21 protein-coding genes and 1 pseudogene are annotated in these 22,565 nt (G+C 50.9%); 7 read left to right on the top strand and 15 right to left on the bottom strand.

Going from position 1 to position 22,565, the window contains the following annotated elements; genetic code table 11:
* Nucleotides 1-147 precede the first annotated feature (147 nt).
* Nucleotides 148-621 (top strand): hypothetical protein, encoded by a 474-nt coding sequence (locus Q3V30_RS07875; RefSeq protein WP_306212028.1) that lies wholly within the window; start codon nt 148-150, stop codon nt 619-621.
* 48 nt (nt 622-669) lie between these two features.
* Here the strand turns inward: Q3V30_RS07875 and Q3V30_RS07870 are convergent.
* The 4 genes and pseudogenes from Q3V30_RS07870 to Q3V30_RS07855 form a co-directional block, all read right to left on the bottom strand.
* Nucleotides 670-1,852, bottom strand: a pseudogene (locus tag Q3V30_RS07870) (IS30 family transposase).
* Between the two features lie 565 nt (nt 1,853-2,417).
* Nucleotides 2,418-3,602, bottom strand: a complete 1,185-nt coding sequence (locus Q3V30_RS07865; RefSeq protein WP_306212027.1) for an L-dopachrome tautomerase-related protein — start codon at nt 3,600-3,602, stop codon at nt 2,418-2,420.
* 139 nt (nt 3,603-3,741) lie between these two features.
* On the bottom strand, nt 3,742-4,053 hold the full coding sequence (locus tag Q3V30_RS07860) for a putative quinol monooxygenase (RefSeq protein WP_306212026.1): 312 nt from the start codon (nt 4,051-4,053) through the stop codon (nt 3,742-3,744).
* Between the two features lie 109 nt (nt 4,054-4,162).
* Nucleotides 4,163-5,164 (bottom strand): zinc-binding alcohol dehydrogenase family protein, encoded by a 1,002-nt coding sequence (locus Q3V30_RS07855; protein WP_306212024.1) that lies wholly within the window; start codon nt 5,162-5,164, stop codon nt 4,163-4,165.
* 177 nt (nt 5,165-5,341) lie between these two features.
* Between Q3V30_RS07855 and Q3V30_RS07850 the strand changes: the two genes are divergently transcribed.
* A complete protein-coding gene (locus Q3V30_RS07850; RefSeq protein WP_306212022.1) occupies nt 5,342-6,259 on the top strand; it encodes a LysR family transcriptional regulator in 918 nt (305 codons plus the stop codon).
* Between the two features lie 217 nt (nt 6,260-6,476).
* Here the strand turns inward: Q3V30_RS07850 and Q3V30_RS07845 are convergent, their stop codons facing one another.
* The gene (locus Q3V30_RS07845) at nt 6,477-7,094 is read right to left on the bottom strand and encodes a TetR/AcrR family transcriptional regulator (protein ID WP_306212020.1); all 618 of its coding nucleotides are present in this window, start codon (nt 7,092-7,094) and stop codon (nt 6,477-6,479) included.
* 97 nt (nt 7,095-7,191) lie between these two features.
* Here Q3V30_RS07845 and Q3V30_RS07840 point away from each other — a divergent pair, with 97 nt between their 5' ends.
* Entirely contained in the window at nt 7,192-8,370 is a 1,179-nt protein-coding gene (locus tag Q3V30_RS07840) for a 4-hydroxybenzoate 3-monooxygenase (protein ID WP_306212018.1), read from the top strand.
* 259 nt (nt 8,371-8,629) lie between these two features.
* Here the strand turns inward: Q3V30_RS07840 and Q3V30_RS07835 are convergent, their stop codons facing one another.
* From Q3V30_RS07835 to Q3V30_RS07825, 3 genes are all read right to left on the bottom strand, one after another.
* Nucleotides 8,630-9,364 carry an SDR family oxidoreductase gene (locus Q3V30_RS07835; protein WP_306213126.1) on the bottom strand — a complete coding sequence of 245 codons (735 nt, stop codon included), beginning with the start codon at nt 9,362-9,364 and terminating at the stop codon, nt 8,630-8,632.
* A gap of 227 nt (nt 9,365-9,591) precedes the next feature.
* Nucleotides 9,592-9,894: a putative quinol monooxygenase gene (locus tag Q3V30_RS07830; RefSeq protein ID WP_306212016.1), complete on the bottom strand. Its 303-nt coding sequence runs from the start codon at nt 9,892-9,894 to the stop codon at nt 9,592-9,594.
* Nucleotides 9,895-9,956: 62 nt separating this feature from the next.
* Entirely contained in the window at nt 9,957-10,973 is a 1,017-nt protein-coding gene (locus tag Q3V30_RS07825) for an NADP-dependent oxidoreductase (RefSeq protein WP_306212014.1), read from the bottom strand.
* Between the two features lie 91 nt (nt 10,974-11,064).
* Here Q3V30_RS07825 and Q3V30_RS07820 point away from each other — a divergent pair, with 91 nt between their 5' ends.
* Entirely contained in the window at nt 11,065-11,967 is a 903-nt protein-coding gene (locus Q3V30_RS07820; protein WP_306212012.1) for a LysR family transcriptional regulator, read from the top strand.
* A gap of 155 nt (nt 11,968-12,122) precedes the next feature.
* Here the strand turns inward: Q3V30_RS07820 and Q3V30_RS07815 are convergent, their stop codons facing one another.
* Entirely contained in the window at nt 12,123-13,532 is a 1,410-nt protein-coding gene (locus tag Q3V30_RS07815; RefSeq protein ID WP_306212010.1) for an amidase, read from the bottom strand.
* A gap of 125 nt (nt 13,533-13,657) precedes the next feature.
* Between Q3V30_RS07815 and Q3V30_RS07810 the strand changes: the two genes are divergently transcribed.
* Nucleotides 13,658-14,230, top strand: coding sequence for a TetR/AcrR family transcriptional regulator (locus tag Q3V30_RS07810; protein WP_306212009.1), 573 nt, complete (start codon nt 13,658-13,660; stop codon nt 14,228-14,230).
* A 63-nt stretch (nt 14,231-14,293) separates the two neighbouring features.
* Here the strand turns inward: Q3V30_RS07810 and Q3V30_RS07805 are convergent, their stop codons facing one another.
* From Q3V30_RS07805 to Q3V30_RS07785, 5 genes are all read right to left on the bottom strand, one after another.
* Nucleotides 14,294-15,676, bottom strand: a complete 1,383-nt coding sequence (locus tag Q3V30_RS07805) for a carbohydrate porin (protein ID WP_306212007.1) — start codon at nt 15,674-15,676, stop codon at nt 14,294-14,296.
* Nucleotides 15,677-15,838: 162 nt separating this feature from the next.
* Nucleotides 15,839-16,141: a PTS lactose/cellobiose transporter subunit IIA gene (locus Q3V30_RS07800; protein WP_306212005.1), complete on the bottom strand. Its 303-nt coding sequence runs from the start codon at nt 16,139-16,141 to the stop codon at nt 15,839-15,841.
* Nucleotides 16,134-17,537: a glycoside hydrolase family 1 protein gene (locus tag Q3V30_RS07795; protein WP_306212003.1), complete on the bottom strand. Its 1,404-nt coding sequence runs from the start codon at nt 17,535-17,537 to the stop codon at nt 16,134-16,136. The genes Q3V30_RS07800 and Q3V30_RS07795 overlap by 8 nt, the downstream gene beginning before the upstream one ends.
* Before the next feature lie 20 nt (nt 17,538-17,557).
* Nucleotides 17,558-18,886, bottom strand: coding sequence for a PTS sugar transporter subunit IIC (locus Q3V30_RS07790; protein WP_306212001.1), 1,329 nt, complete (start codon nt 18,884-18,886; stop codon nt 17,558-17,560).
* Nucleotides 18,887-18,898: 12 nt separating this feature from the next.
* The gene (locus Q3V30_RS07785) at nt 18,899-19,213 is read right to left on the bottom strand and encodes a PTS sugar transporter subunit IIB (RefSeq protein WP_306213124.1); all 315 of its coding nucleotides are present in this window, start codon (nt 19,211-19,213) and stop codon (nt 18,899-18,901) included.
* Nucleotides 19,214-19,506: 293 nt separating this feature from the next.
* Between Q3V30_RS07785 and Q3V30_RS07780 the strand changes: the two genes are divergently transcribed.
* Both Q3V30_RS07780 and Q3V30_RS07775 read left to right on the top strand, forming a co-directional pair.
* Nucleotides 19,507-20,460 carry a LacI family DNA-binding transcriptional regulator gene (locus tag Q3V30_RS07780; RefSeq protein ID WP_306211999.1) on the top strand — a complete coding sequence of 318 codons (954 nt, stop codon included), beginning with the start codon at nt 19,507-19,509 and terminating at the stop codon, nt 20,458-20,460.
* A gap of 215 nt (nt 20,461-20,675) precedes the next feature.
* Entirely contained in the window at nt 20,676-21,278 is a 603-nt protein-coding gene (locus Q3V30_RS07775) for a LysE family translocator (RefSeq protein WP_306211997.1), read from the top strand.
* Between the two features lie 168 nt (nt 21,279-21,446).
* On the opposite strand, the gene Q3V30_RS07770 is transcribed toward Q3V30_RS07775, so the two are convergent.
* Nucleotides 21,447-22,562 carry a lactonase family protein gene (locus tag Q3V30_RS07770; protein ID WP_306211995.1) on the bottom strand — a complete coding sequence of 372 codons (1,116 nt, stop codon included), beginning with the start codon at nt 22,560-22,562 and terminating at the stop codon, nt 21,447-21,449.
* Between the last annotated feature and the right edge of the window lie 3 nt (nt 22,563-22,565).

Below are 22,565 nucleotides of genomic sequence, written 5' to 3'. Positions count from 1 at the left end.
GGCATTGCAAGATGCAACTTAGTGCTCAGAGGAAAAGCGTTTAAATAACGTGACCGAGTAAATGCGCTTATTAAACCGAGAGTTCCTGGCTTACACCTCAATAAAACTTAAGAAATAATAAAACTCTATTTATCCGGGAGATTAATAATGAAAATAACCAGGTTTGTTTATTCCGCCTTAATTGGCGTTGTCGCTAGCTGCCGTTCTATGACGCCGATGGCGGCCCTCGCTGCAGCACGCCTTGCCAGGCGCGACACATCGGGCACTCTCATGCTGCTGGACCGTCCGCTATTCAAATATGGCGCGTTAGCGATGGGTGCAGGTGAGCTGTTTGGCGACAAAATGAAGTCAGCGCCGGACCGCACTGTGTTTTTGGGCTTGTCAGCACGTGTGGCCAGTGCAGGGATTGCGGGCGCCGCGTTGGCACCCACGGGAGAAGAAAAAACCGGGGCAGCGATCGCTATCTCTGCCGCTGTGCCACTTGCCTATGTCACACTTGCGGCACGCAAAAAAGCCATGGCAGAAATTGGGCAGACCAGAAGTGGCATGATTGAAGATACGCTCATCGTCGCTATCGGAGCAGCGATCGTCTTCTTCGCAACACGGCCAAAAGGTATTTAAACGTTCTCAGTTTTCAAAGGATGATCTCGGTAGATCATAATGAAAAGGTCAGTGACTGCTTCTGGCTGTGAGTTCAACCGATGGAGGCACACACTGGCTAAAACGCTCTGCGGGTGATTCATAGTCTAACGTTTTTCTTGGCCTCTCGTTGAGCTGTCTGGCAACACTGTTTAGTCTTTGCTTGCTGTGAACCGATAAGTCAGTTCCTTTTGGAAAATACTGCCTGAGCAATCTGTTCGTATTTTCATTTGAGCCACATTGCCAGAGAGATTGAGGATCACAGAAATAAACCTGAATGTCTGTGGCTACAGTAAACCGGGTGTGGTTGGTCATTTCACCCCCCGGTCCCATGTTAATGTTTTATCAAGCTCAACAGGTAATCCCCGGGCTTGTTTGATGAGTGCAGATATAACAGTTATGGTCTTGTTGTCCCTGATTTTAACCAGCATGACAAAACGGGAATGACGTTCCACGAGGCTGACGATACAGGAGTTTTTCGAGCCCTGGATCAGGTCACCTTCCCCAGTGGCCGGGTATGGCTCTGTCTGCAACATCAGGTGGTCTTTCGCTGATGGGTATCGCATCCGGAATTGAACCTAATCATTTACCTTTCAGCGATGACGTTCTGGATCTACGCACGACTCTTCCGCTTCTGAGGCATTGCTGCAGTTCTTTTTTTAAGGCTCCCCGGGTTTGTATAAAGGGCGTTTTATAAATCGTTTCGTGTGACACATGCATTCCTGATTATCCGGATGACAGCGTTTCAGCCAACCGGCGATTTGTTCCGGCGACCAGTCCTGATGCATCTTCTCTGCAATGATTTTACACAATGTGGGGCTTTTAATTAGCTTGCAATGTTTTGGTCTCAGAGCACTGTCCCACCCGTCCTTATCCGCTTTTGCAGCACGGTAATGTTTTGCACCTCCATGCCTTTGATCTCGCGGCTGATCGTCGAGGGAGCTTTTGATAATCTGTCAGCGATCCCCCTGATGCTAATTTTTGCTACCAACCCTCTGGATATTTCCTCTCTTTCATCAAGTGAAAGAGCCAGTCGGTGCCGCTTTCGGACAGGAGGACGATACCCACCAGTCTGGCGAATAGTCGGCATAACAGAAGAATGAAATCTGTCGAACATTCTCGCGATATCATGCAGGGAATCACCTTGCTTATATCTGTCCCAGATAATCGACTTTTGTTCTGGCGTGTAGTAGATACGCGTTCTTCGTTTCATGGCAACGTCCCCCTTGGATAAGGATAGCGTTGCATCGACCCGTTGAACTCACAGCGAAAAGCGGACATTGGCTTAATGTCAGAAATGACATTTTGTGATTAAACCTCGCCATTATGAAGTCTATATAAAGCTAGATTAAAAACTCTGCTGGCCGTAAATCGTATTCGGTTAAACCCGCTCCGCACGGAGTTTTACCGAACGGGCCGGACGGCGCGGATGCAGAACAGCGCCCCTGAAGGAAGGTATAACGCACCGTCCAGTACAACATATAGTATCCCGGTCAGTTGGGTAAGGCACAACACCAGGTATCGAGGCCGTAGCGGAGGCAATTTGGTAATATGGGCGTTTTACCGAATCCGAGTGGGCAGCAAAAGAAAACCGCCTCGCAGTGGTTTTGAAGCAAAGTACAATCGCTAATGTCTGCATTTGGCACAAAGCGGACGCTATTTAGGCCAATGTCCCATATGAGCGAAAGACGGACGGTAACCCCCTTTACAGGGGGCAGAATTAGTCATATTCATGGCTAACGGACATCCGTAAGCAACATAGAGCGAGTAACCAAGAATTATCGGGTTGAAACTGGCTTCTCGTCGATTTTCACGCGCATTAAGGTATAAGGCTTGATGCGCATATCTTTACCACCATGGAAGCCCGGCTGCCGGTGCAGCTGATTCACGGTAAAGTAAAGATATCCGTCATGGGCAACAGAAAGTGTGTCCGGCCAGAGAATTTCCGGCCCGTGAACAAGCGTGGACCAGGTTCCCTGCTTATTCATTTTTCGGACAGCATTGCGCTCGTAATCTCCTGCGTAAACATTGCCTGCAGCATCAGATTCAAGACCGTCAGAGGCCCCTTTTTCACCCCAGTCCCGGACAGCGGCAGAGAGGCTCTGCTCACTGATGTGGCTGTCTCTCAGCTTCGCAGTTTCAACCGAATAAAGATGACGGCCTGACAGCGGGCTGTAGTAGAGCGTTTTTCCATCGGCCGATAAGGCGATTCCATCAGATGCAACGCTGAAGGGGGCGGTTGATCCGTCCTCATGGCGCTGCAACAGGGTTTCGCCCTCGACAACCGGTACAAAACCTTTTTCAGGCGAGGTGGAACGGTCGCCGGTCAGGCGGCGCATTGCATCACCTGACGCCAGATCGACAACAATAATTCCGCCTGTTCCGGAAAGCGAAGAATCCGTGATGTAGGCCACTCCTGCTTTACCTACACGATAATCAATACGCAGGTCGTTTACATAGGTGGCGGGCAGGATAACTTTTGCCGGTAACACAATCGTTTTTACTACCCTATTACTGCGGAGATCAATCGCAACCAGTTTAGCCCCGCCCGCTACCGGCCGGCTAAAGCCTGGCGATGCGGTATCGAGTACCCAGAGTTTTCCCTGACCATCTGCCACCACGCTCTGCACGCTCAGAAAACGTTCAGCCGGACGGGTATTGTCTGCAACATTAATAGCCGCATCTGGATAAGGAACAACTTTTCCCTGCCTGATCTCACCGACGGTAAAAGGCACATCGTCACCCCAGCGCGGGAAATTCACGAATATGCGTCCCTTTTCTGACACCGTAACCCCGGTCGGCATGGCGTGCCAGAAAGTTGCGACCACTTCCGCTTTCCCTGATGGCTGATCGCTGGCCAGCTGAACATGGGCCGCAGAACGATCGGACGGTGCAGCAAATATTGCCGCAGACAGGGCGCTCAGTAATAAACCGGCAGCCGGCATCGTATATTTTTTCAGCATTATTATTTACTCTTTTTAATTTTTTTGCGGTGCCGGGAATATGTCCCGGAGACATAGCTGCCCGTAACGGTTGTCAATGAGAGCTCACCGGCCTGGCCGGCCTGATCATCAGAAATGGCCCCTAAAAGGGGCCATCTTATTACGCTACCGGCTCGTAATAGGCGACGCTGGCGTCATCGAGATAATCCAGAATCGCAGCGGGCAGTCGCTCGGTTGGCCTGGCCTCACCAAACAGCGTATATAACGTTTCGAAATGGGCATGCAGATCCTCAACGCTTTCCCACTGCTCATTCAGCAGAAAACAGCGGGGGTCATGGATATTTTTATTCCACTGATAGACCACCGGCTTATCCTGGCTCAGTGTCGCCTGCTGGCTGACCCGGGCAACATTTTCATAAAAATCATCTACTTTCCCTTCTTTAATTTTTCCGCTAAAAACCAGATATAACATTTATTTCTCTCTTTTTTGCATGTAAAGCCCGGCTTCTTCCGTAATGAAGAAGCTCAGCCGGACGGTATAGGTTTAAAAAAGGTGCCGGGTTAAAAAAGCCTGCAGAGTTTTAAAATCCTGCCAGCACAATTTTTCCTTTTGCTTTACCGGATTCAATCACGGCATGCGCGCGGCGAATATTTTCAGCCGTTATGGGTCCAAAATGTTCACCCAGTGTTGTACGGATTACCTTCTTATCGATGAGCTCACTGAGGTCCGTCAGGATCTGATGCTGGCTTTGCATATCAGGAGTGGTAAACATCGATCGGGTAAACATCAGTTCCCAGTGAAGCGAAATGGATTTGGTCTTAAGCGGCATAGCGTCAAGCGTCTCAGGATCGTCAATTACCGCAAGCCTTCCCTGCGGTGCCATAACTTCAACAATCTGCTGATAGTGTTTGTCGGTATGCGTCAGGCTGGCAACGTAGCGTACACCGCTGATTCCCAGCTCTTTAAGCTGAGGCGCAAAAGGCTGTGTGTGGTCAATAATATGGTGAGCGCCAAGCGATTTGACCCATTCAGCGGTTTCAGGGCGTGAACAGGTGCCTACAATAGTCAGGTTTGTCAGGCTGGCGGCAAACTGAGTCAGGATAGAGCCAACACCACCACCGGCACCAATAATAAGCAATACGTCGTTATTGCCCTCATTGACCTCAAGGCGGTCAAACAGCAGCTCCCAGGCAGTGAGAGAGGTGAGCGGCAGCGCAGCGGCTTCTGACATGGAAAGTGACGCGGGTTTACGGCCAGCGATTCTCTCATCAACCAGTGCATATTCCGCATAGGAGCCTGCCCGCATAAGAGAGCCTGCATAGTAAACTTCGTCACCCGGTTTAAACAGGCTGACATCTTCGCCCACTGCCTCAACGATGCCAGCGGCATCCCATCCGAGTACCCGTGGTTCAGTCACGGCAGCATTACGGCGCACTTTGGTGTCGACAGGATTAACTGCGATAGCCGCAACCCTGACCAGCAGATCATGCCTGCCCGGTTGTGGTTTAGGGAGGATGGTCTCATAAAGTGAATCCGCATCCGTAACGGGTAACTTATTATCTTTATAAACAATGGCTTTCATACTGTGATCCTTTGGATATCGGTAAGTAACTGCTTATCTGTTGTTAAAACTTTAAAGCAATATTTCCGATACAAAAACCAACAAATCAGAGTAAGATTTACACGTTTAAAGTGTAAATCACGCATGCTCCCGTTCTTATTCCCCGTGTATATCTCTCTGCTGAAGGTAGAATGCAGAATGCTGAGAATTGAAGATGTCAGAATGTTTGTGCGGACTACTCAGCTGGGAAGCTTTTCCAGCGTAGCCAGAGAATCAGGCATAATGCCTGCACAGGTAAGTGCTGCGATATTGCGGCTGGAGAAAACGCTCGGCGTCAGGCTTTTTGTACGTACAACCCGCAGCTTAAGAATGACGCGAGAGGGAGCAACCTATCTTCCCTATGCTCATGAGATGCTGGAAGTGATCAGGGCGGGAAGTGAAAGTCTGGAGAATCAGACTGGAGAACTGAAGGATGAATTACGTATTTCAATGCCGTCAGACGTCGGCAGAAGTACTCTGCTGCCGCTGATCACCGCCTTTTGTAAGAAACACCCCGGGGTGGCGGTAAACCTGATGTTTACAGATACTGTCAGCGACGTACATCAGCACCCTGTTGATATCGCCGTGCGTTACGGAATTCTGCCGGATAAAAGCTACGTTGCTCTGCCACTAGCGGAATACAATAAACGTATCCTTGTCGCATCGCCCGCCTACCTTGAACATCACGGTGCGCCGCACTCGCTGGAGGAGATTGCTGATCGGGATTGTATTCTTTTTACGCTGAATGGTCATCCCTATGCCAGCTGGTCCTTTTACAATAACCAGCAAAAGCATACGCTTTCCGTGAAAAGTCGCTTTGTCTGTAATGACTCTGAAACTTCACGCAGACTTGCTCTTGAAGGCGTCGGTATCGCCTATAAGTCCTGGTTAGATGTGCATCAGGATATTGCTGAAAACCGGCTGGTGCCGGTACTACCTCATCTGACAGGTGTAAAAAATCCGCTTAGTTTTATCTCTCCTCATCGGAGTCAGATAACCCCCACGGCCAGAGCATTATATGCGGAATTCAAGTCGCATTTCGATCGTCTGAGTGTGCAGTTTCCTTTTACGGATTAAATTAGGTCAGCGGCAACCAGAAACGCGATGAACTGATTATTTTTTAGTGGCGAATGTCCGCTCCTGGTACACAGCAGACTGACGCGGGAGTGAGGTCTGCTAAGAGCGAGAAGCGGAAGTCACACTAAGCGAACTTTGCTAGTCAAAGACGTCGGACGTGAAATCTCGGCTTTTGGGGATGTGTTTCGCGTCACAAGCTTTTTTTACATCTTTTTGTTCAGGCGATCTTAAAATGCCCGACCAAAATGTCGGTCAGCAGATCGGCCTGACGAATGAGTTCAGCTCCTGTAATTCCCTCATTCGTAGACCTTTCGGCAAAGCTGGTCACGAGCAGCACGATAAAGTTCACAGTGAAATCGAGGTCGCTCTTATCCGGCAAGCCTACTGCGGTTTCGATAAAAGTTCTGGTCAGATCGGCTCCTTTGGAGATCAGCGCCTTAAATTCGTCGGTCTCTCTCAGGTCAATCGATGCGATCCTCAGAGCCTGTCGTAGGTCGGCCTCGGCTGCTTCGATTATGAAGAACTCGCGAATGAAATCGCGCAACTTGCGAGAATGTTCGGGGCCAGTCTGGATGAGGATGGGCGTGAGTTGCCGCAACTGCCGCTCCCAGTTCAGCTTGGTGATGTGAAAGAGCAGCGCCTCCTTATTGGGAAAATACTGATAGAAAGAAGATATATTGACTCCGGCTTTCTCTGCGACCTTGTTCGCCGTAAAACCGGCGGGCCCCTCTTTCCGCAAAATGTAAGTAGCGGCCTCGACGATGGCCGCAACTGTTGCGATCGCTCGCTGTTGTTTCGCTTCTTTTTTCAAGGAGATATCAATCTTCTTTCGCATTCAAAACCTCTGCCAGCGTATGTGACTACCGAATGTAACTAAAAGATTATATTTTTAACTTCATGAATTTCAATGTGAAACGATTGAAGGAAGAAACATGACTATAAGTTACGAAGAGACGAAGGTTGCCATTATCGGTGCGGGCGTGGCTGGTCTGACGCTGGCAACATTTCTGCAGAAATCCGGCGTACCCTGCGTGGTACTGGAGCGGCGCAATCGCACTTATGTCGAGGTTCGCCAGAGAGCAGGAGTTGTCGAGGCGCGCGGGGTGGAGATGTTCGAGCGCTGGGGACTGGCCGACAATCTCCTTGCTGGCCCCGTCGCCCAGACAATCGATTATCGCGTCAATGGCGTTGGCCGCATTTTTGATATCGGTGCCGAGGGAGACGCGCAGAGCCGGTTCTGCACTCAGCAAATGCTGGTCAACAACCTGTTGCGGGAATTGATCGACGCCATGGCGGGCGATGTGCGCTTCGAGGTCGCCGACGTGGTGATCACCAATGAGGCGGACCGCCGCCCCTCAGTGGCCTATTCCGACGCCGGCGGCCATCACGAGATAGCCTGCGACTTTATCGTCGGGTGCGATGCCGATCGTGGCGTCAGCCGAGCATCCATTCCCGATGGAGTTTTGACCCGGTATGTTCATGAGTTCGGCTATGCCTGGATGGCCGCATTGGTTGAGGCCCCGGTGACAGGTGATCCGATCATGGCTGTCAGCGATCACGGCTTTGTCGGACAGTTGCCGCGCGGGCCGCAGCGCAGTCGCTATTATCTGCAATGCGCATTGACCGACACTGCCGAGGACTGGCCAGAGAAACGCATCTGGGACGAAATTCGCCTCCGCCTGAACGATGACACTATCCAGAATGCCGTGGTGCACAATATCGACTTCGTGCCGTTACGGTCCGTCGTCTATGCACCAATGCAGTATGGCAATCTTTTCCTCGCCGGCGATGCGGCCCATATGGTGCCGCCTGCCAGTGCAAAGGGCATGAACATGGCACTTTACGATGTGGATGTTCTTGCACAGGCCCTGTTGGACGCCGAGCGCAATCAGGACAGGAGAACCCTCGATAGCTACACCGATACTTGCCTGCCACGCATCTGGAACTATCAGGATTTTGCAGTCTGGATGACAGACACAATGCATGATGCCGGCAATCCGGCCCAGCAAGGCACATTCCGCCAGATGACGGCACGCTCCCGTCTGAATAATCTCTTTGCCTCCCCTGCAGCAGCGCGCCTGCACGGCGAATACCAACGCGGCACGAATTAACGGCAACCCAACCAACGATAAACTACTTAAATAGGCGGCTGGAAGTTCATGGCCGCCGCCACCTCCTCACTGATTATCAACAGCGTTCATTCGATTTCGCTTGTCTGGACGACTGAAATGGGGGGAGAAACACGCACTCGTAGAGGCCAGACAAATGTCCGCTCCTGGCACACAGCAGCCCGATGCGAACGGACGGTCCGCCATGAGCGAGAAGCGGAAGTATGAATTTTTATTTAACTCTATTAGCTTTTAGCCACTCTTATCCCAGGTCTTCGCGAGTTGGACCTTGAAAGTAGATGCTGCTTATATGACAACTACGTGGCTGAGTCAGCACAAAACGAATTGTTTCCCAGACTGAGCGCCCATTCATCAGACGTTCCCCCATTCTGGATTCACTGTCGACAAGCGTATCTAACCCTGTAAGTTCGAAATCCGGTGGATACAACCCGGTCACACGTATGTTTTCTTCGGACAACTGCTGTGACAGTTTGGTGATAAACCCGCTAAGCCCATGTTTGCTGGCGAAAAAAGCAGGATGCGCAATTGAATCCGTAAAATTCGGGATCCCACATGAAGATATAATTGAGACGATATCAGCATTGTCTGAACGTCTTAACCCGGGCAGCAGAGCCTGAGTCAGTAGAATCGAACCTGTCAGACCTGAACTGACGGTATTGATAATTTCTGTGTCAGGCTGATCGTCTAATCTCCCTGACAACCACTGAGCAGCATTCAGGATTAAAATGTCTATAGGCTTGTCTGAAATTAACAGTTGTGAAGAAAACTGAGAAAGGGATTCAGACCGGGATAAATCACAGATATACCCTTTTGCAATGCCGCTTTCAGCTGTGATGATGCTGCAGGTTTTTTGAATATCTTCAGCCCGCCGTGCGCAAAAATCCACCTCGACGCCCTCTCGTGCCAGCCACACGCACAGCGCCTGGCCAAATCCCCCGCCGCCACCAGTAATAACAGCTCTTTTACCTCTCAGCATTTTCATTCATCCTTTCCTGATGACTATGTATGGATGTAGATATACATGAGGAAGTTAAGTGACATCTTTCAGTTAATGCCTTTTTTACATGAGGAACAGAAATAAGCTGCACTGCAAACTGTTTAGCGTGTGTCAGGGGATTAGCAATGTCCGCTTCTGGCACAAAGCGGACATTAAAAGTGAAGGCCCGTAATCATGACGCAAGCACCATTAGCATCTGATGGTCCTTACAATTCCATCAGCCCTCTTTCATTAAAAGCGTCATACTTCAGGACCTCCCCTTTCATTCGGCTCTGCCATCGATGGATAAACGCCAGAGTATCCGCAGATTCAAGGTGGGCGCTCAGTGCAGCCTGATCTTTCCAGCGCTCAGATATAAGCAATTTTCCAGCCGGACAATCCTCCACGGCTATGTCATACGCATAGTTTCCTTCGCGCTGTCGCACGGCTTCAGACAGAAACTTTATATCGCTCATGAATTGTCCCAGTTCCGCAGGCTCGACGTGAATATAACCGCTGATGATAAGCATCTTAATCTCCTTTTATTGCCATCTGCCTGAACTCAACTAATTGCAGACCGGGGAAATGATAATCAAAAGTTAGTGAGTACTATCTTGCCCTGAATACTTCCCCTGGCAGCGCGCTGATGGGCAGCGGATGCCATGGCTAATGGGTAGGTGCTGTCAATTACAACCCGGATAATTCCCTTATCCAGAAGGTTGCCAGCTTCAGCTAATTGCGCACCATTTGAACGTACCTGCGTGGTTGATACGGTAATACTTTTTCGGACAGCTTCATCCTGTCCGGCAAAACCCAGAGGGTTAACAAGGAACAGCGATCCGCCCTGTTTTATAGAGCTCAGGAAGCGCTCCATGTTTGCACCGCCAACCGCATCAAGGACAAGATCGACATTTTTTACTGCTGTTTCGGCTGCTGTTTTGGTGTAGTCGATAAACTCATCTGCTCCCAGATCGCGCATGAGTTCCCTATTCCGCGATGATGCCACGGCGATTACCCGGGCACCTTTCCACTTAGCTATCTGCACCGCAAGATGCCCCACGCCTCCACCGGCACCGTTTACCAGCACCGTGCGCCCTTCTAAGGGAACAGGTGTATGCCTGAAAGACTGAAAAGGATTGGGTGCATCGTGACCCAGCCCGACCAGGAACTGCCAGGCAGTAAGCAGCGACATCGGCGCGCCCGCAGCCTGAACATGTCCGATCCCTGAAGGTTTTATTGCCAGTTCTGAGGAGGATACGCTCACGTAGTCAGCATAAGCGCCGCTACCCTGCATGAATCCCTGAGGGAAACGCACCATTGAATAAACCTCATCGCCGGGGGTGAAATCTGAAATATCCTCACCGACGGCCGCGACTACGCCTGATACATCTGTTCCCAGAATGAGCGGAAATGTTGAGTCAGGCCACCATTCAGGCGGCAGCACCCGATAACCGTTGCGCAGATACCAGTCGGGTGGATTAAGGCCAGCCGCATGGACTTTCACAAGTACTTCATCGCTTCCCACTACCGGACGGGCTGTCTCTTCATACTGTAGGTTCTCTGGCCCACCAAACGCATGAAGCTGTACCGCTTTCATCATCCCGGTCATCACAATCTCACTTTAAAAAGTAATCAGTGAACAGATGATATAACTACTATCTGGCGTTGATAATTGGGCTGGATTTCGCTTTAATTGTGCGATGAAGGAACAAATAGGGTTTGAAAGGCTCACAGGCTTAATTGCATTCGCTCGTGCTGGCTCGCTCGGCAGCTACACTGCTGCCGCCCGCTCGCTGTCAGTTTCCCCTTCCGCTATCAGTAAGAGCATTCAGCGGCTGGAGGCGCATCTTGGCGTTACCTTGTTTACCCGCACGACGCGTTCGTTGGTTCTGACCGCAGAAGGCCGGGAGCTTCATGAGCGAGCTTTACGACTGCTGCAGGATGCTGACGAGATTGAGCAGATAGCGAAACGCGCCCGCGCAGAGCCCGCAGGTACACTACGCATTGCGACATCGTATCCGATTGGCCTCCATATGATCGCTCCTGCGCTTCCGCAGTTCTGCGCGCTTTATCCAAAAGTGACAATTGACTTACGGTTGAGCGACCACGTGATAAGTATCGTGGATGAGAGTATTGATATTGCGGTGCGGCTCGGCGATCTTGCCGATTCAAATCTTCTTTCTCGCCGTCTTTCGCCGTACCGGATGGGTTGCTATGCCTCGCCTGAATATCTGGCTAACTGCTCTGCCCCTGAAAATCCAAACGACCTCATTAGCCATAAAACGGTAAATCTGCGTTATCAAAATACAGGGCAGCTTTTTCGCTGGCCTTTTCAGGTGGGAGAGCGAGAGACAGAGATCCTGCCCTCTTCTGAAATCGTTGTTGACGCAAGTGAAGCCGTACTCGCATCGGTTGCTGCCGGGGCCGGGATAGGAATGGCAACGAGTTTTATGGCTGAGTCATGGGTCAAGAATAAAAGACTTGTTCCGGTTCTCGCCGATTTTACTGTAGAGCGGCATAATATTTCGGCACTCTGGCATGAAAGCCGGCGCTCTAATCCAGCTGTGCGTGCCTTCCTGGATCATCTGATTGACCATTTTTAAAATGCTTAAGCCCCCTCCTATGGCAATGAACATCAGAATGTTGATTCCCCATCCTGCCAGGATAAGTCAGGTATAAGCGAAAAGCGGACGTTAAGAGGTAGCGTTTTTGGCGGCGGGATAAGGCCCCGCGTTACTCCGCGAGGCCTTTTCTTATGTTAAAGCGAAGGATGTACCCCTTTCATTGGGCTGACAGCTTCAAGCAGTGAAGCGATATGCAGGATAGTTCTCTCAGCGTGCCATTTGCCGACAATCTGAACGTTAATGGGCATGCCTTCACGGCTTTTTCCGAACGGCAGCGCTATGCCGGGTAAGCCTGTCACGTTCAGAGGGACCGTTGCGCCCTGAAGATAAGTTGCATCAACTTCCTGACCGTCAATAACGAAACGATCAACACCATGCTTGTGTGCCGGGATGGGAAGAACATGCGTGATCAGCGCATCATACCGTGAGAAGTATTCTGCAAAGCCATCCCGCAGCCTTTCTGCTGCCTGCTCCGCATCAATAAAAGCATCCATGGGTGTGTCGGGCAGAGAGAGCATAGTCTTTGCCATCTTATAAAGTTCTTCCGGTCTGCGGCCTGCGGTGGCGGCAGCAAATGCCGGCTTCATTTCCATCACGTGAAGTCGGTTAAAAACATCCAGCGCAAAGTCCTGCTCCAGCGCCGGGATACCCACATGCTCCACAACGGCGTCCGTCCCCTGCAGCGCTTCAGCCGCTTTCTTCACTACTGCTGCCACTTCCGGATCCACCGGGCCAAAACCAGGACCGGTCATCCAGCCAATGCGAAGCGGACGTGATGAACTAAACGGCAGGCCGTCTGAATAGAGTGGCGCGCTGCTGGAAAAGGCATCGTGCCCGTCCGGTCCTGCCAGCTGTGAAAAGGCTAAAGCAATATCGCGTACAGAACGGCCCATCGGCCCTACGTGCCAGAACCGGCGGGGAGCGCGCGGCCAGATGCCGGTCATGGGCACGCTACCGTGAGTGGCTTTCATGGAGGTGATCCCCGTCTGCGCAGCGGGTCCGCGTACAGAAATGGCGAGGTCGGTTCCCAGACCGAGCGGAGACATCCCCGCAGCAATAGCGGCTGACTCGCCGCCGCTGGAGCCGCCGGGCGTGCGGGTCAGGTCCCAGGGATTATTAGAACGTCCCGAAAGCAGGTTATCGCTCTCGATCCAGTAAGAAAACTCCGGCAGGTTAGTTTTTGCCAGCAGGATGCCGCCTGCATTTTTAAGACGCGCCACGCTGGTGGCGTCCTCAGCAGGCAGACGATTTTTAAAAATGGGTGAGCCGCGTTGTGTCATTACACCGGCCGTATCTATCGAATCTTTTACCGTAAAAGGAACGCCATGCAGGGGGCCAAGCTCGTCACCTCTCATCACTGCGGTTTCCGCTGCTACGGCATGTTTCATGGCACTATCCGCCATCGTCACAATGGCGTTAATGTCCGGGTTTGTTGCTTCAATACGGTCAATATGCGCCTGCATAACTTCAACAGGTGAGATTTCACGACTGCGGATCATGCCAGCCAGCTGGGATGCGTCTGAATAAAATATCTCTTTGTTCATGATTGCCTCTGTTAAATGTTTATCTACCTAACGTTCGTTAGGAAAACAATAGAGGTAGGAAAAGAGTCTGTCAACACCTACCTAACGTATGTTAGAATTAATTTATCGTCCTCAGGAGAACCCTAATGAGCAAGACATCCAGAGATGAAATCTTAAGTGCAGCCCGTCTGACGGCACAGGCTCACGGTTATACCGGCCTGAATATTCGCGGACTGGCTGATCAGGTCGGGATAAAAGCAGCAAGCATTTATCACCATTTCCCGAGTAAAGCGGAGTTGGGTGCGGCGGTTGCGCAGCGCTACTGGGAAGAGACCGCACGCGACCTGGCACTATTACGTGAAACAGAGGGCGACGCGCTTAAAAGTCTGAGCCGTTATCCACAGATATTTCGCCGTTCACTGGAAAGAGAAAACAGGCTCTGTATGGGCAGCTTTATGTCCGCCGAGTATGACGATCTGCCGGAGCCGGTGAAAACAGAAGTACAGAAATTTGCAGACGTAAACGTTGCATGGCTGAATACGCAGCTGCAGGAAGCAGGTGTAGTCAGTTCTGAAGAGAGCGAAAAACGGGCGCGCGCTATTTTTTCCGCCATTGCCGGCGCCCAGTTGATGGCGAGAAGCCGGAACGATATCCACCTCTTCGACGAGCTTATTGATGGCTATGCACAGGCAGGCCTGCTGCCTTCTGCTCAGGCATAAATCTGCTGGCCCGTTACGGCAGGCAGCAACATCTCAGATGCTGCCCGCCTTCTGTTACTTTGATCAGAACCAGGCTTCCCACATCGCGCCAACGTTGAACGAGTCGAGTTGCGTATCGTCATCGCTGCCATTCACGCGCGCCGTGCGTTTGTTATCCACTTCACCACCGGTGACGTAGAACCGCAGCATCGGCCGGAATTCTGGTCCCATGGCAATCGAAATGTTTTGCGATAACGTCAGCTTCCAGCCATGGTTATCGCCGCCCATATCATAATCTACACGCTGATAACCCGCTTCCAGCCAGGTGGAGTGAACATCATTCCACCAGTACATTGGACGTACAATGGCGCCGTAGTTTTTGCGGTTATCGCTGTTATCTGCATCGTTGGTGTAGTCATGGAAGGCGAGAAGATATTCAACCTGCGCCTGTTGCGTGAACTTATAGTTACCCTCAAAGCTGGCATAGATGCTTTTTAAGTCATTGGTTTTGTTATAGACGCTGTTGTCAGAATTGTCGGAGTAGCGGGCGATGACTTTGTTAACGCCCTTATCGCCGGTGTGGCTCAATACAAACGCGCCCTGCCAGGCTTTCAGACGTTCTTCGCTCTCAACCGCTTTTGAGTCAAATCCATAGTTCGCGTAAATCTCCAAATCCAGCGGGCCAACTTTCATACCGTGAATTTTTGAGGTCAATGCATAATTCCCCTTATCGCCCGTTCCCGAACCGCCGGTACAGGTGATGCGTGATGGGTTCGCTTCATCATCCATCACTTCCGGGCTGCAGGATTCAACGGCAGCGACGGCGGCGACATCAAATTTTACGCCACCCAGATCAAAGTCCTTGATACCAGCACCCTGCCCATCATGATTCATCCAAAAATAGTCGTTAATGCCCTGCTGCGGTCGTTGATGAAAATCGCGGCCTGCCCAGAGATAGGCGTCAGGATTGGAGGGGAGAATGTTGGTTACCCCTGCGTAGGCTTTTTTGAGGTTAACCTCATCGCCCCAGTGATCGATCATCACGTTAACGTCCCAAATCGCGCCGTTATCGCCCCGGAAGGCTTTGGAAAGCTGAAATTCGCCGCCATTACCTTCGTTTCCCAAACGCCCGATAGCCGAAGCACCATTATAGGAGCCATCCACTGCGACATATTTCTGATCGCCACTCTGGAATTGCGCGCCGTAACGAGCATAGCCGGTAAACTTCACACCAAAAGGGATCGCCAAATCGGGGGATTGCGCCGTACTTTGTGGTTCCGTAATGACATCAGCCTGTTTGTTCACTGCCGCATCCATTTTAGCCTGCCGTTCCGTCAGCGCTTTATCGACAGCTTTTGCCACAATGGCGTCGATTTGTTCCTGAGTGAACTCTTGTGCGGCCACAGTTGCAGAGCAAAGCGAAGCTACAACCAGCAGCGAGGCTGGAAGCTTTTTATCTTTTTTCATTGTTGTCTCAATATAGTCAGTTATTTTCAGACAATAGCGTTCCCGCCGGACGCGACACAAAAGAGTGCCATGCCCGGGAGAGCTGTTTTATTTTTTATTCACAGAGGTAAGGCTTTATATATTGGGTTAAGTTTATTGCTCCGGCTAATTAATAATAAGCAGTTATCGCTGATAAAGATGAATAATCTCTGCTGATAACTCACGTGCTAACAGCGACGTCATTAAATGATCCTGGGCATGCACCATAATTAACGTCATCGGCTGCTTCGCTTCGCCCGCATCCTGCTCAATTAATTTGGTTTGCATTTTATGTGCCCGCAGCGCAAAAGTATCGGACTCTTTTAACAGCTTTTGCGCTTCCTCAAGGCTGCCCTGCCGCGCTGCCTGCAACGCTTCGAAGCACAGGCTTCTTGACTGCCCTGAGTTCACAATGATTTCCATCACTGCCTCTTCTAAATCAATCATTATTTAACTCCTGCTCACTGAAGCCATTATTAGCCGACGTCGCGGCAAACCATTCGCCGCTCTTTTTCACGGTGCGCTGCTGGCTGATTAAGTCAAGCTGTACAAATCCGTAGCGGTTTTTATAGCCGTTGCACCATGACCAGTTATCGATAAATGTCCACATATGGTAGCCAAGACAATTGGCGCCTTCGCTTATTCCTTTGTGCAGCCATTTAAGATGCTCAGCAATAAAATCGATACGATATTGATCGTCTATTACTCCCTCTTGCACAAATCGCTGCTCATTTTCAACGCCCATGCCATTCTCAGAAATAAAACAGCGAGGATTACCGTAATTAACCCGTAAATTAGTCAGAATGTCATAGATGCCAGGTTCGTAAATTTCCCAGCCACGATAGGGATTCATTTTCCGGCCCGGCATTTCATAGTTTTCAAAAAACCATTCGGGCATAAACGGCGATGCGGGATTTACCGCACTGTCACGGCATTTCACCCGGCGTGGTTGGTAGTAATTCACACCCAGCAGATCGATTTTCCCTTCTGCTATCAACTCACCATCGCCCGGAAGCGAAACAGGAAGCTGATCGTACTGACGTAGCAGCGCCACCAGATCGGCGGGATAGTCGCCGCGCAATACCGGGTCGAGAAAACTGCGATTGAACAACAGGTCAGCATGATGGGCGGCGGTGATATCTGCCGGATGCTGCGAACGTGGATAGGAGGGCGTAAGGTTCAGAACGATGCCAATCTCGCCGCTGTACTGCCCTGCCCGATAAGCCTTTACTGCCGACGCATGGGCCAGAACGGTGTGATAGGCCACCGTTGCCGCTCGTTTAAAGTTCACGACGTTGGGATAGTGGAAGTCGTAAAGATAGCCACCTTCAACCGGTACAATTGGCTCATTAAAGGTAAACCAGTGCAGCACCCGATCGCCGAAAAGGTCAAAACAGATTTCAGCATAACGACTGAATGCAGCAACAACCTCCCGGTTTTCCCATCCGCCTTTTTCCTGCATCACCATCGGCATATCAAAGTGAAAAAGAGTGATGAAAGGTTTTATGCCCTGCGCCAGCAGTTCATCAATGACGTTATTGTAGAAAGCGACCGCTTCAGGGTTCACCTCACCCGTACCGTCCGGGATCAGGCGGGACCAGCTCAGCGAAGTACGAAAGCTGTTGTGATTAAGCTTTTTCAGCAACGCAATGTCTTGTTGCCAGTGTTGTAGAAAAGTTGAGGTCTTTGCCGGACCGATGTTTTGATGAAAGCGCCAGGGCTGCTGTTGATACCAGCGATCCCAGATGGTGGCACTTTTGCCGCCCGACAGGCTGTCGCCTTCGGTCTGTAAGGCAGAACTGGCACTGCCCCACCAGAAATTCTCAGGAAATGCATATTTCATCGCTTAACTCTCCAGACTCATTAGTTAGTACCGACTGTTTCAGCAATGGGGCTGCTGCTTTGCGCTTTCTGCTCTTCTGTTTTCATCAGTGAGCGTTCGTAAGCACGCAGGAAAGGCAGGTACATCAGGGCTGAGAGCACCATGCAAATCAGACACATCACCACCGGACTGATCGCCCAGTTTGCCGCCCACGATGCGCCTATCGGGGCTGGCGTCGTCCATGGCGTGAGCGAGACAACTTGTGCCAGCCAGCCCATTTTGGTCGCCGTCCAGGCCAGTACGGCGTTGATCATCGGCACGCAGACAAACGGGATAAACAGGATCGGATTCATGATGATCGGTGCGCCGAACAGGATCGGTTCATTGATGTTGAAGAAGCTCGGTATGACGCCCATTTTACCGATGGTGCGGAGATGGACGGCGCGGCTGCGCAGTAACAGGAAAGCCAGCGGCAGTGTCGATCCCACACCACCAATCAGCAGAAAGTGATCCCAGAAGCCTTGCAGATAGATATGCGGCAGTGCACTACCCGCCGCCAGAGCCGCCTGGTTGGCGGACAGGTTAGCCATCCAGAAGGGATTCATGATGCCGGTCACGATCAACGCGCCGTGAATACCGGCGAACCAGAATATTTGACACAGCAGCACAGAGAGCAGGATTGCAGGCAGAGAATCTGAGGCAGAAACCAGCGGCTCCAGCAGATGCATAATGGCTTGCGGCATAATCATGCCGGTTTTGGCTTCGATAAAGAGGTTAAGCGGATGCAGCGTCCCAATAATCACCACGACAGGGATCAGGATCTCAAACGAACGGGCAACACCGGTTGGCACCTCCTTGGGTAAACGAATGGTGATGTTGTTTTGCTTGAGCCAGGCGTAGATGCGTGTTGAGTAGATAGAGGTGATTAGCGCGGTAAAGATCCCCTGCCCGGAGAGATATTGCGTGGAAATGGTGCCGTTACTATAGGGTGCGGCAACCAGCAGGAAGGCCATAAATGCCAGCAAACCTGACATCACCGGATCGAGCGAAAATTGCCGCCCCAAACTTGCGCCAATTCCAACCGAGATAAAAAATGTCATCACGCCCATGCTCAGATTAAACGGCAGCATCAGTTGATCGCGATAGGTAGTAGAAAAATCGAGCCAGGCCCGGGCAAAGCCATTGGTGGTAGTTTCAGAGAAAGGCGGGAAGATAAATACCAGCATAAAGGAGCCGATAATCATAAACGGCAGCGCAGCGGTAAAGCCGTCACGGATCGCAATGACATATTTCTGTTGCCCAAGACGACCCGCTAACGGTGTGATGGATTGCTCAATGACCGCAATCATGGAGTGATATAACGAACTCATAAGCGCACCTTTTTAGTTAGCCGCTTCAATGAGCGACAGAGCGTAGTCTAAAACCTTGTCACCGCGTTGCATGCCGTAGTCCATCATGTCGACAGGCTGAACGGGAATGCCCTGGGTGGCCGCTTTTTCTGACAGTGATTTCAGCATATATTTTATCTGTGGCCCGAGCAGCACCACCTGATAGCGCGGGAACTGTTCATCAAACTCCACGACGCCAAATGCATTAATTTCAACCTCTAAGCCTCTTTCAGCAGCAGCTTCTGCCATTTTTCGCACCAGCAGACTGGTGGACATCCCTGCAGAGCAACACAACATTATTTTGTACATCGCCATCCCATCCTTAACGTTTTACGCTTTAGTGTGGCGATGATTGGATATCATATGGAAACCGGTTTCCATAAACAGAGATAAGAACTGTGATACTTATCAATATCTGGTGCTTAAGGGGTTTCTTTATCTGATTTGCGTCACAAAATTTCTGGCAATTTGGATAGCTGAAGTAGCCAGATGGAAAATCAGTTTCCATGCTAAAGGGAAATGGCTATACTTTATGCGGTGAATAAATGCGCTAACGTTTGCATTCATATTTAAAAGTAATACGCAGGATCCACGGGAGAAAGATGTCTACTATCAACGACGTATCACGTTTAGCCGGGGTGTCAAAAGCCACAGTTTCACGGGTGTTGAGTGGTTCGCGCGGCGTTAAGGAAGCCAGTCGCCTTGCGGTATTGAAAGCTGCCGATGAGCTGAAATATCGACCTAATGTGATCGCGCAATCTCTGTTCAGTCAGACCACGAACTGCATTGGCGTTATCTGCGCGCAGGAAAATATCAACCAGACAACTGCTTATCTTTACGCACTGGAAAAGCAGTTAAGCCAGCATCAAAAACATCTGCTGTTGCGCTTCGCTCACAGCCAGACAGAGATCATGAATGCGCTGGATGAACTCAGCTGCGGCCTGTGCGATGACGTGCTGATTATCGGCGCCCGCTTTCCTCTGAATATTGAAGATGAAAACGTGGTTTTGGTGGATTGCGTGGAAGCTGAAGGACCAAACAGCATTCAGTTTGATCACTCTTTTGCCGCTGAGACGGCCTGTAATTATTTGATCAACCAGGGCAAGCGCCAAATCGCGTTGATTCATCCGGAAGCCAGCGGCTCTGCCGAGCCGGTATTACTTGGCTATAAACTTGCGCTGGAAACGAATTTTCTGCCCTTCAACCGCAATCTGGTCATTATGGATCCGGTTTCTTCTTCTGTAGCCATTCAGATGCTGCTGAATAACGCCAGCACCCGCAATTTCAACGCCCTTCTGGTGGCTAACGAACAGGAAGCGCAGAACGCGATCGCCCAGTTGCAGGCATTTAATAAATCCGTACCCGCCGACATCATGGTATTCAGCCTGGCAGGCTCGCTGCATTTGCCCGGGATCCCTACCATTCCCGCCATTGAGTACTCTATGGATGCCATGGCTTCCAGGATTGTTAACTGGCTGACGACAAAAACCCAAAATATGCTGGGATCGTCCGTGTTGCGTGGCGATCTGATCATTCCCGATATGCGTAAGCGTTAACAGGCTTCTGGCTAACCTTTTCTGCTAGTGGCGTAGCTCTTTATTCAGGGCATTGCCTTTGGTGGCGAATGGGCAGGCGCGGATTGTAAGAAGGTTGTCCGCTATGCGCGAGAAGTGAAGCTGTAAGCCAGGCAGGAAATCCCTGCCAGATTCAATCTTAAATCCTGCTGCTCAAAGTGGCGTCAGGGTGAAATGTCGCATACTCTTCACAGCATATGGACATTAATCTTCTCGGCTTTATGCCGGCATTACTCCCTGTGGCACTCTCTCCAGGCGCAAGTTTCACACTTGTTATGGGCAGTGCTTTGGCTGGTGGACGCAGAGGACTTTTCAGAACCCTTGCCGGTACAGCGTTAGGTATCTACACCCATGCGCTCTTTATCGGATTCGGTATAACGGCAGTTATTGTGTCATCGCCAGTAATTTATAGTGCACTGAAAATTGCAGGGACAATTTATCTTATCTGGCTGGGAGGCATGCTCATACGCAGTGGTTTGAAGGCAAAGCACCATCAGCCTGAAAACAACCCCTGTTCAATTACGGTAAAGGAAGCCTGGCTTGCTAACGTGATAAATCCTAAAGCAATTATTTTTTATCTGACGGTTGTTTCTCAGTTTACTGGAAAGCATGGAGGCGTAGGCAATTACCTGGCCTTAGCTTCTGTTCACATAGCGGTTATGAGCCTCTGGCTTATTACTGTCAGTCATGCACTGATATTCTCAGCCAAAAAAGCTAACCCACTACTATTGAAGAAATATGTAAATATTGCCGGAGGGTTGCTACTCATTATTTTTTCATTACGTAACCTTATTCACTAAGTTCTGAAAACTAACTTTTCCTTTCGGTTTTACCAGATATTGCACTATAAAACTAAATAGCAATGTCCGCTTCCACCCCTGCCGGAGTGACCTTACAACATCCGCGCTGAGAAGTTGAAAGGTCGCCATTTATGGCGACCTTTCCAGGTAACATTTTACAGGGCGACCTTAATAGGTCACCACCGTCACCCAATTTGCATCACCTCCGGCAGGCGCTTCGCTCACCCGCTTAAGCGCCCCGCTTTCAGCATTAATTTCATAGCTACCGGTAACCGCGCTTTTCTCACCACTGGCAATCAGCCAGCGACTGTCCGGCGAAATCGCGATGCCGCGCGGCTGTTTTTCAACCTGCCAGCTGTCAATCAGCGTCAGTTTACCGTCCGCTTTATTAACCCGATAACCGCTGACTGTGCTGCTGGTTCGCTCGCTGACATAGAGGAAACGCCCATCCGGCGTCAGGCTGATATCGGCTGCCCAGATACGCGGCGTGGTGTCGCTGTAGCCCGGTGGACGCTCTTTCCCCTGTTCCAGTTTGTATTTTTCAGCAACGGCATTGGGTACCTCCGCCACTTTTACCAGCTCGCCGCTCGCTTCACGACGGAACTGCGTGATAATGCCGCCCATCTCGCCAACGTTGTAGAGATAGTGATTATCGGGTGACAGCACCGAATGGCGCGGTCCGTTCCCGGCGGCAGTGTTGACATAACCGTTACCGAGCGCTGTCAGTTCTCCCCCGGCGCTTAATTTCAGCTGCAGCACGCGATCGGTACCGAGATTGCCGACATAAGCATTTTCCCCGCTGGCATCAACAATCACCGAATGTGCCGCGTGTCCGGTTTTATAGCTACCCACCGGCGGCGTCGTCACCTTGCCATCGCTGGCAAGCCGGTAGACCTGCACCACATCGCCGTCATAGGAGGCGCCAAGCAGAAAGCGCCCCTGTTTGTCTGTGCTGATATAGGGGTAACTGGCCGCGGCGGCCACGGCGCTGGACTGGCTCAGATCGCCGGTTTTGCTGTCGATGCTCCAGCTCACCAGTTGCAGCGGTTTACTGCGGATCGCCGCATAGAGATGTTTGCGATCGGCGCTCAGCGCCATTGGCATCACTTTCCCACCGGTCTGAGTACGTCCCAACAGGTGCAGCGCACCCGTTTGCTCGTCCAGCGTGTATCGCGCAATGGTGCCATCACTGGCTTCTGACACGTAGACAAAAGTTTGCGCCAGCAAGGGCGCGCTGGCGGCCAGCGACACGAATAGCGTTACCGTACCTAATATTTTCTTCATGCT

It is taken from the genome of Erwinia pyri (assembly GCF_030758455.1).
Taxonomy (GTDB): Bacteria; Pseudomonadota; Gammaproteobacteria; order Enterobacterales; family Enterobacteriaceae; genus Erwinia; species Erwinia pyri.
This window is presented reverse-complemented; position numbering and strand designations above follow the sequence as displayed.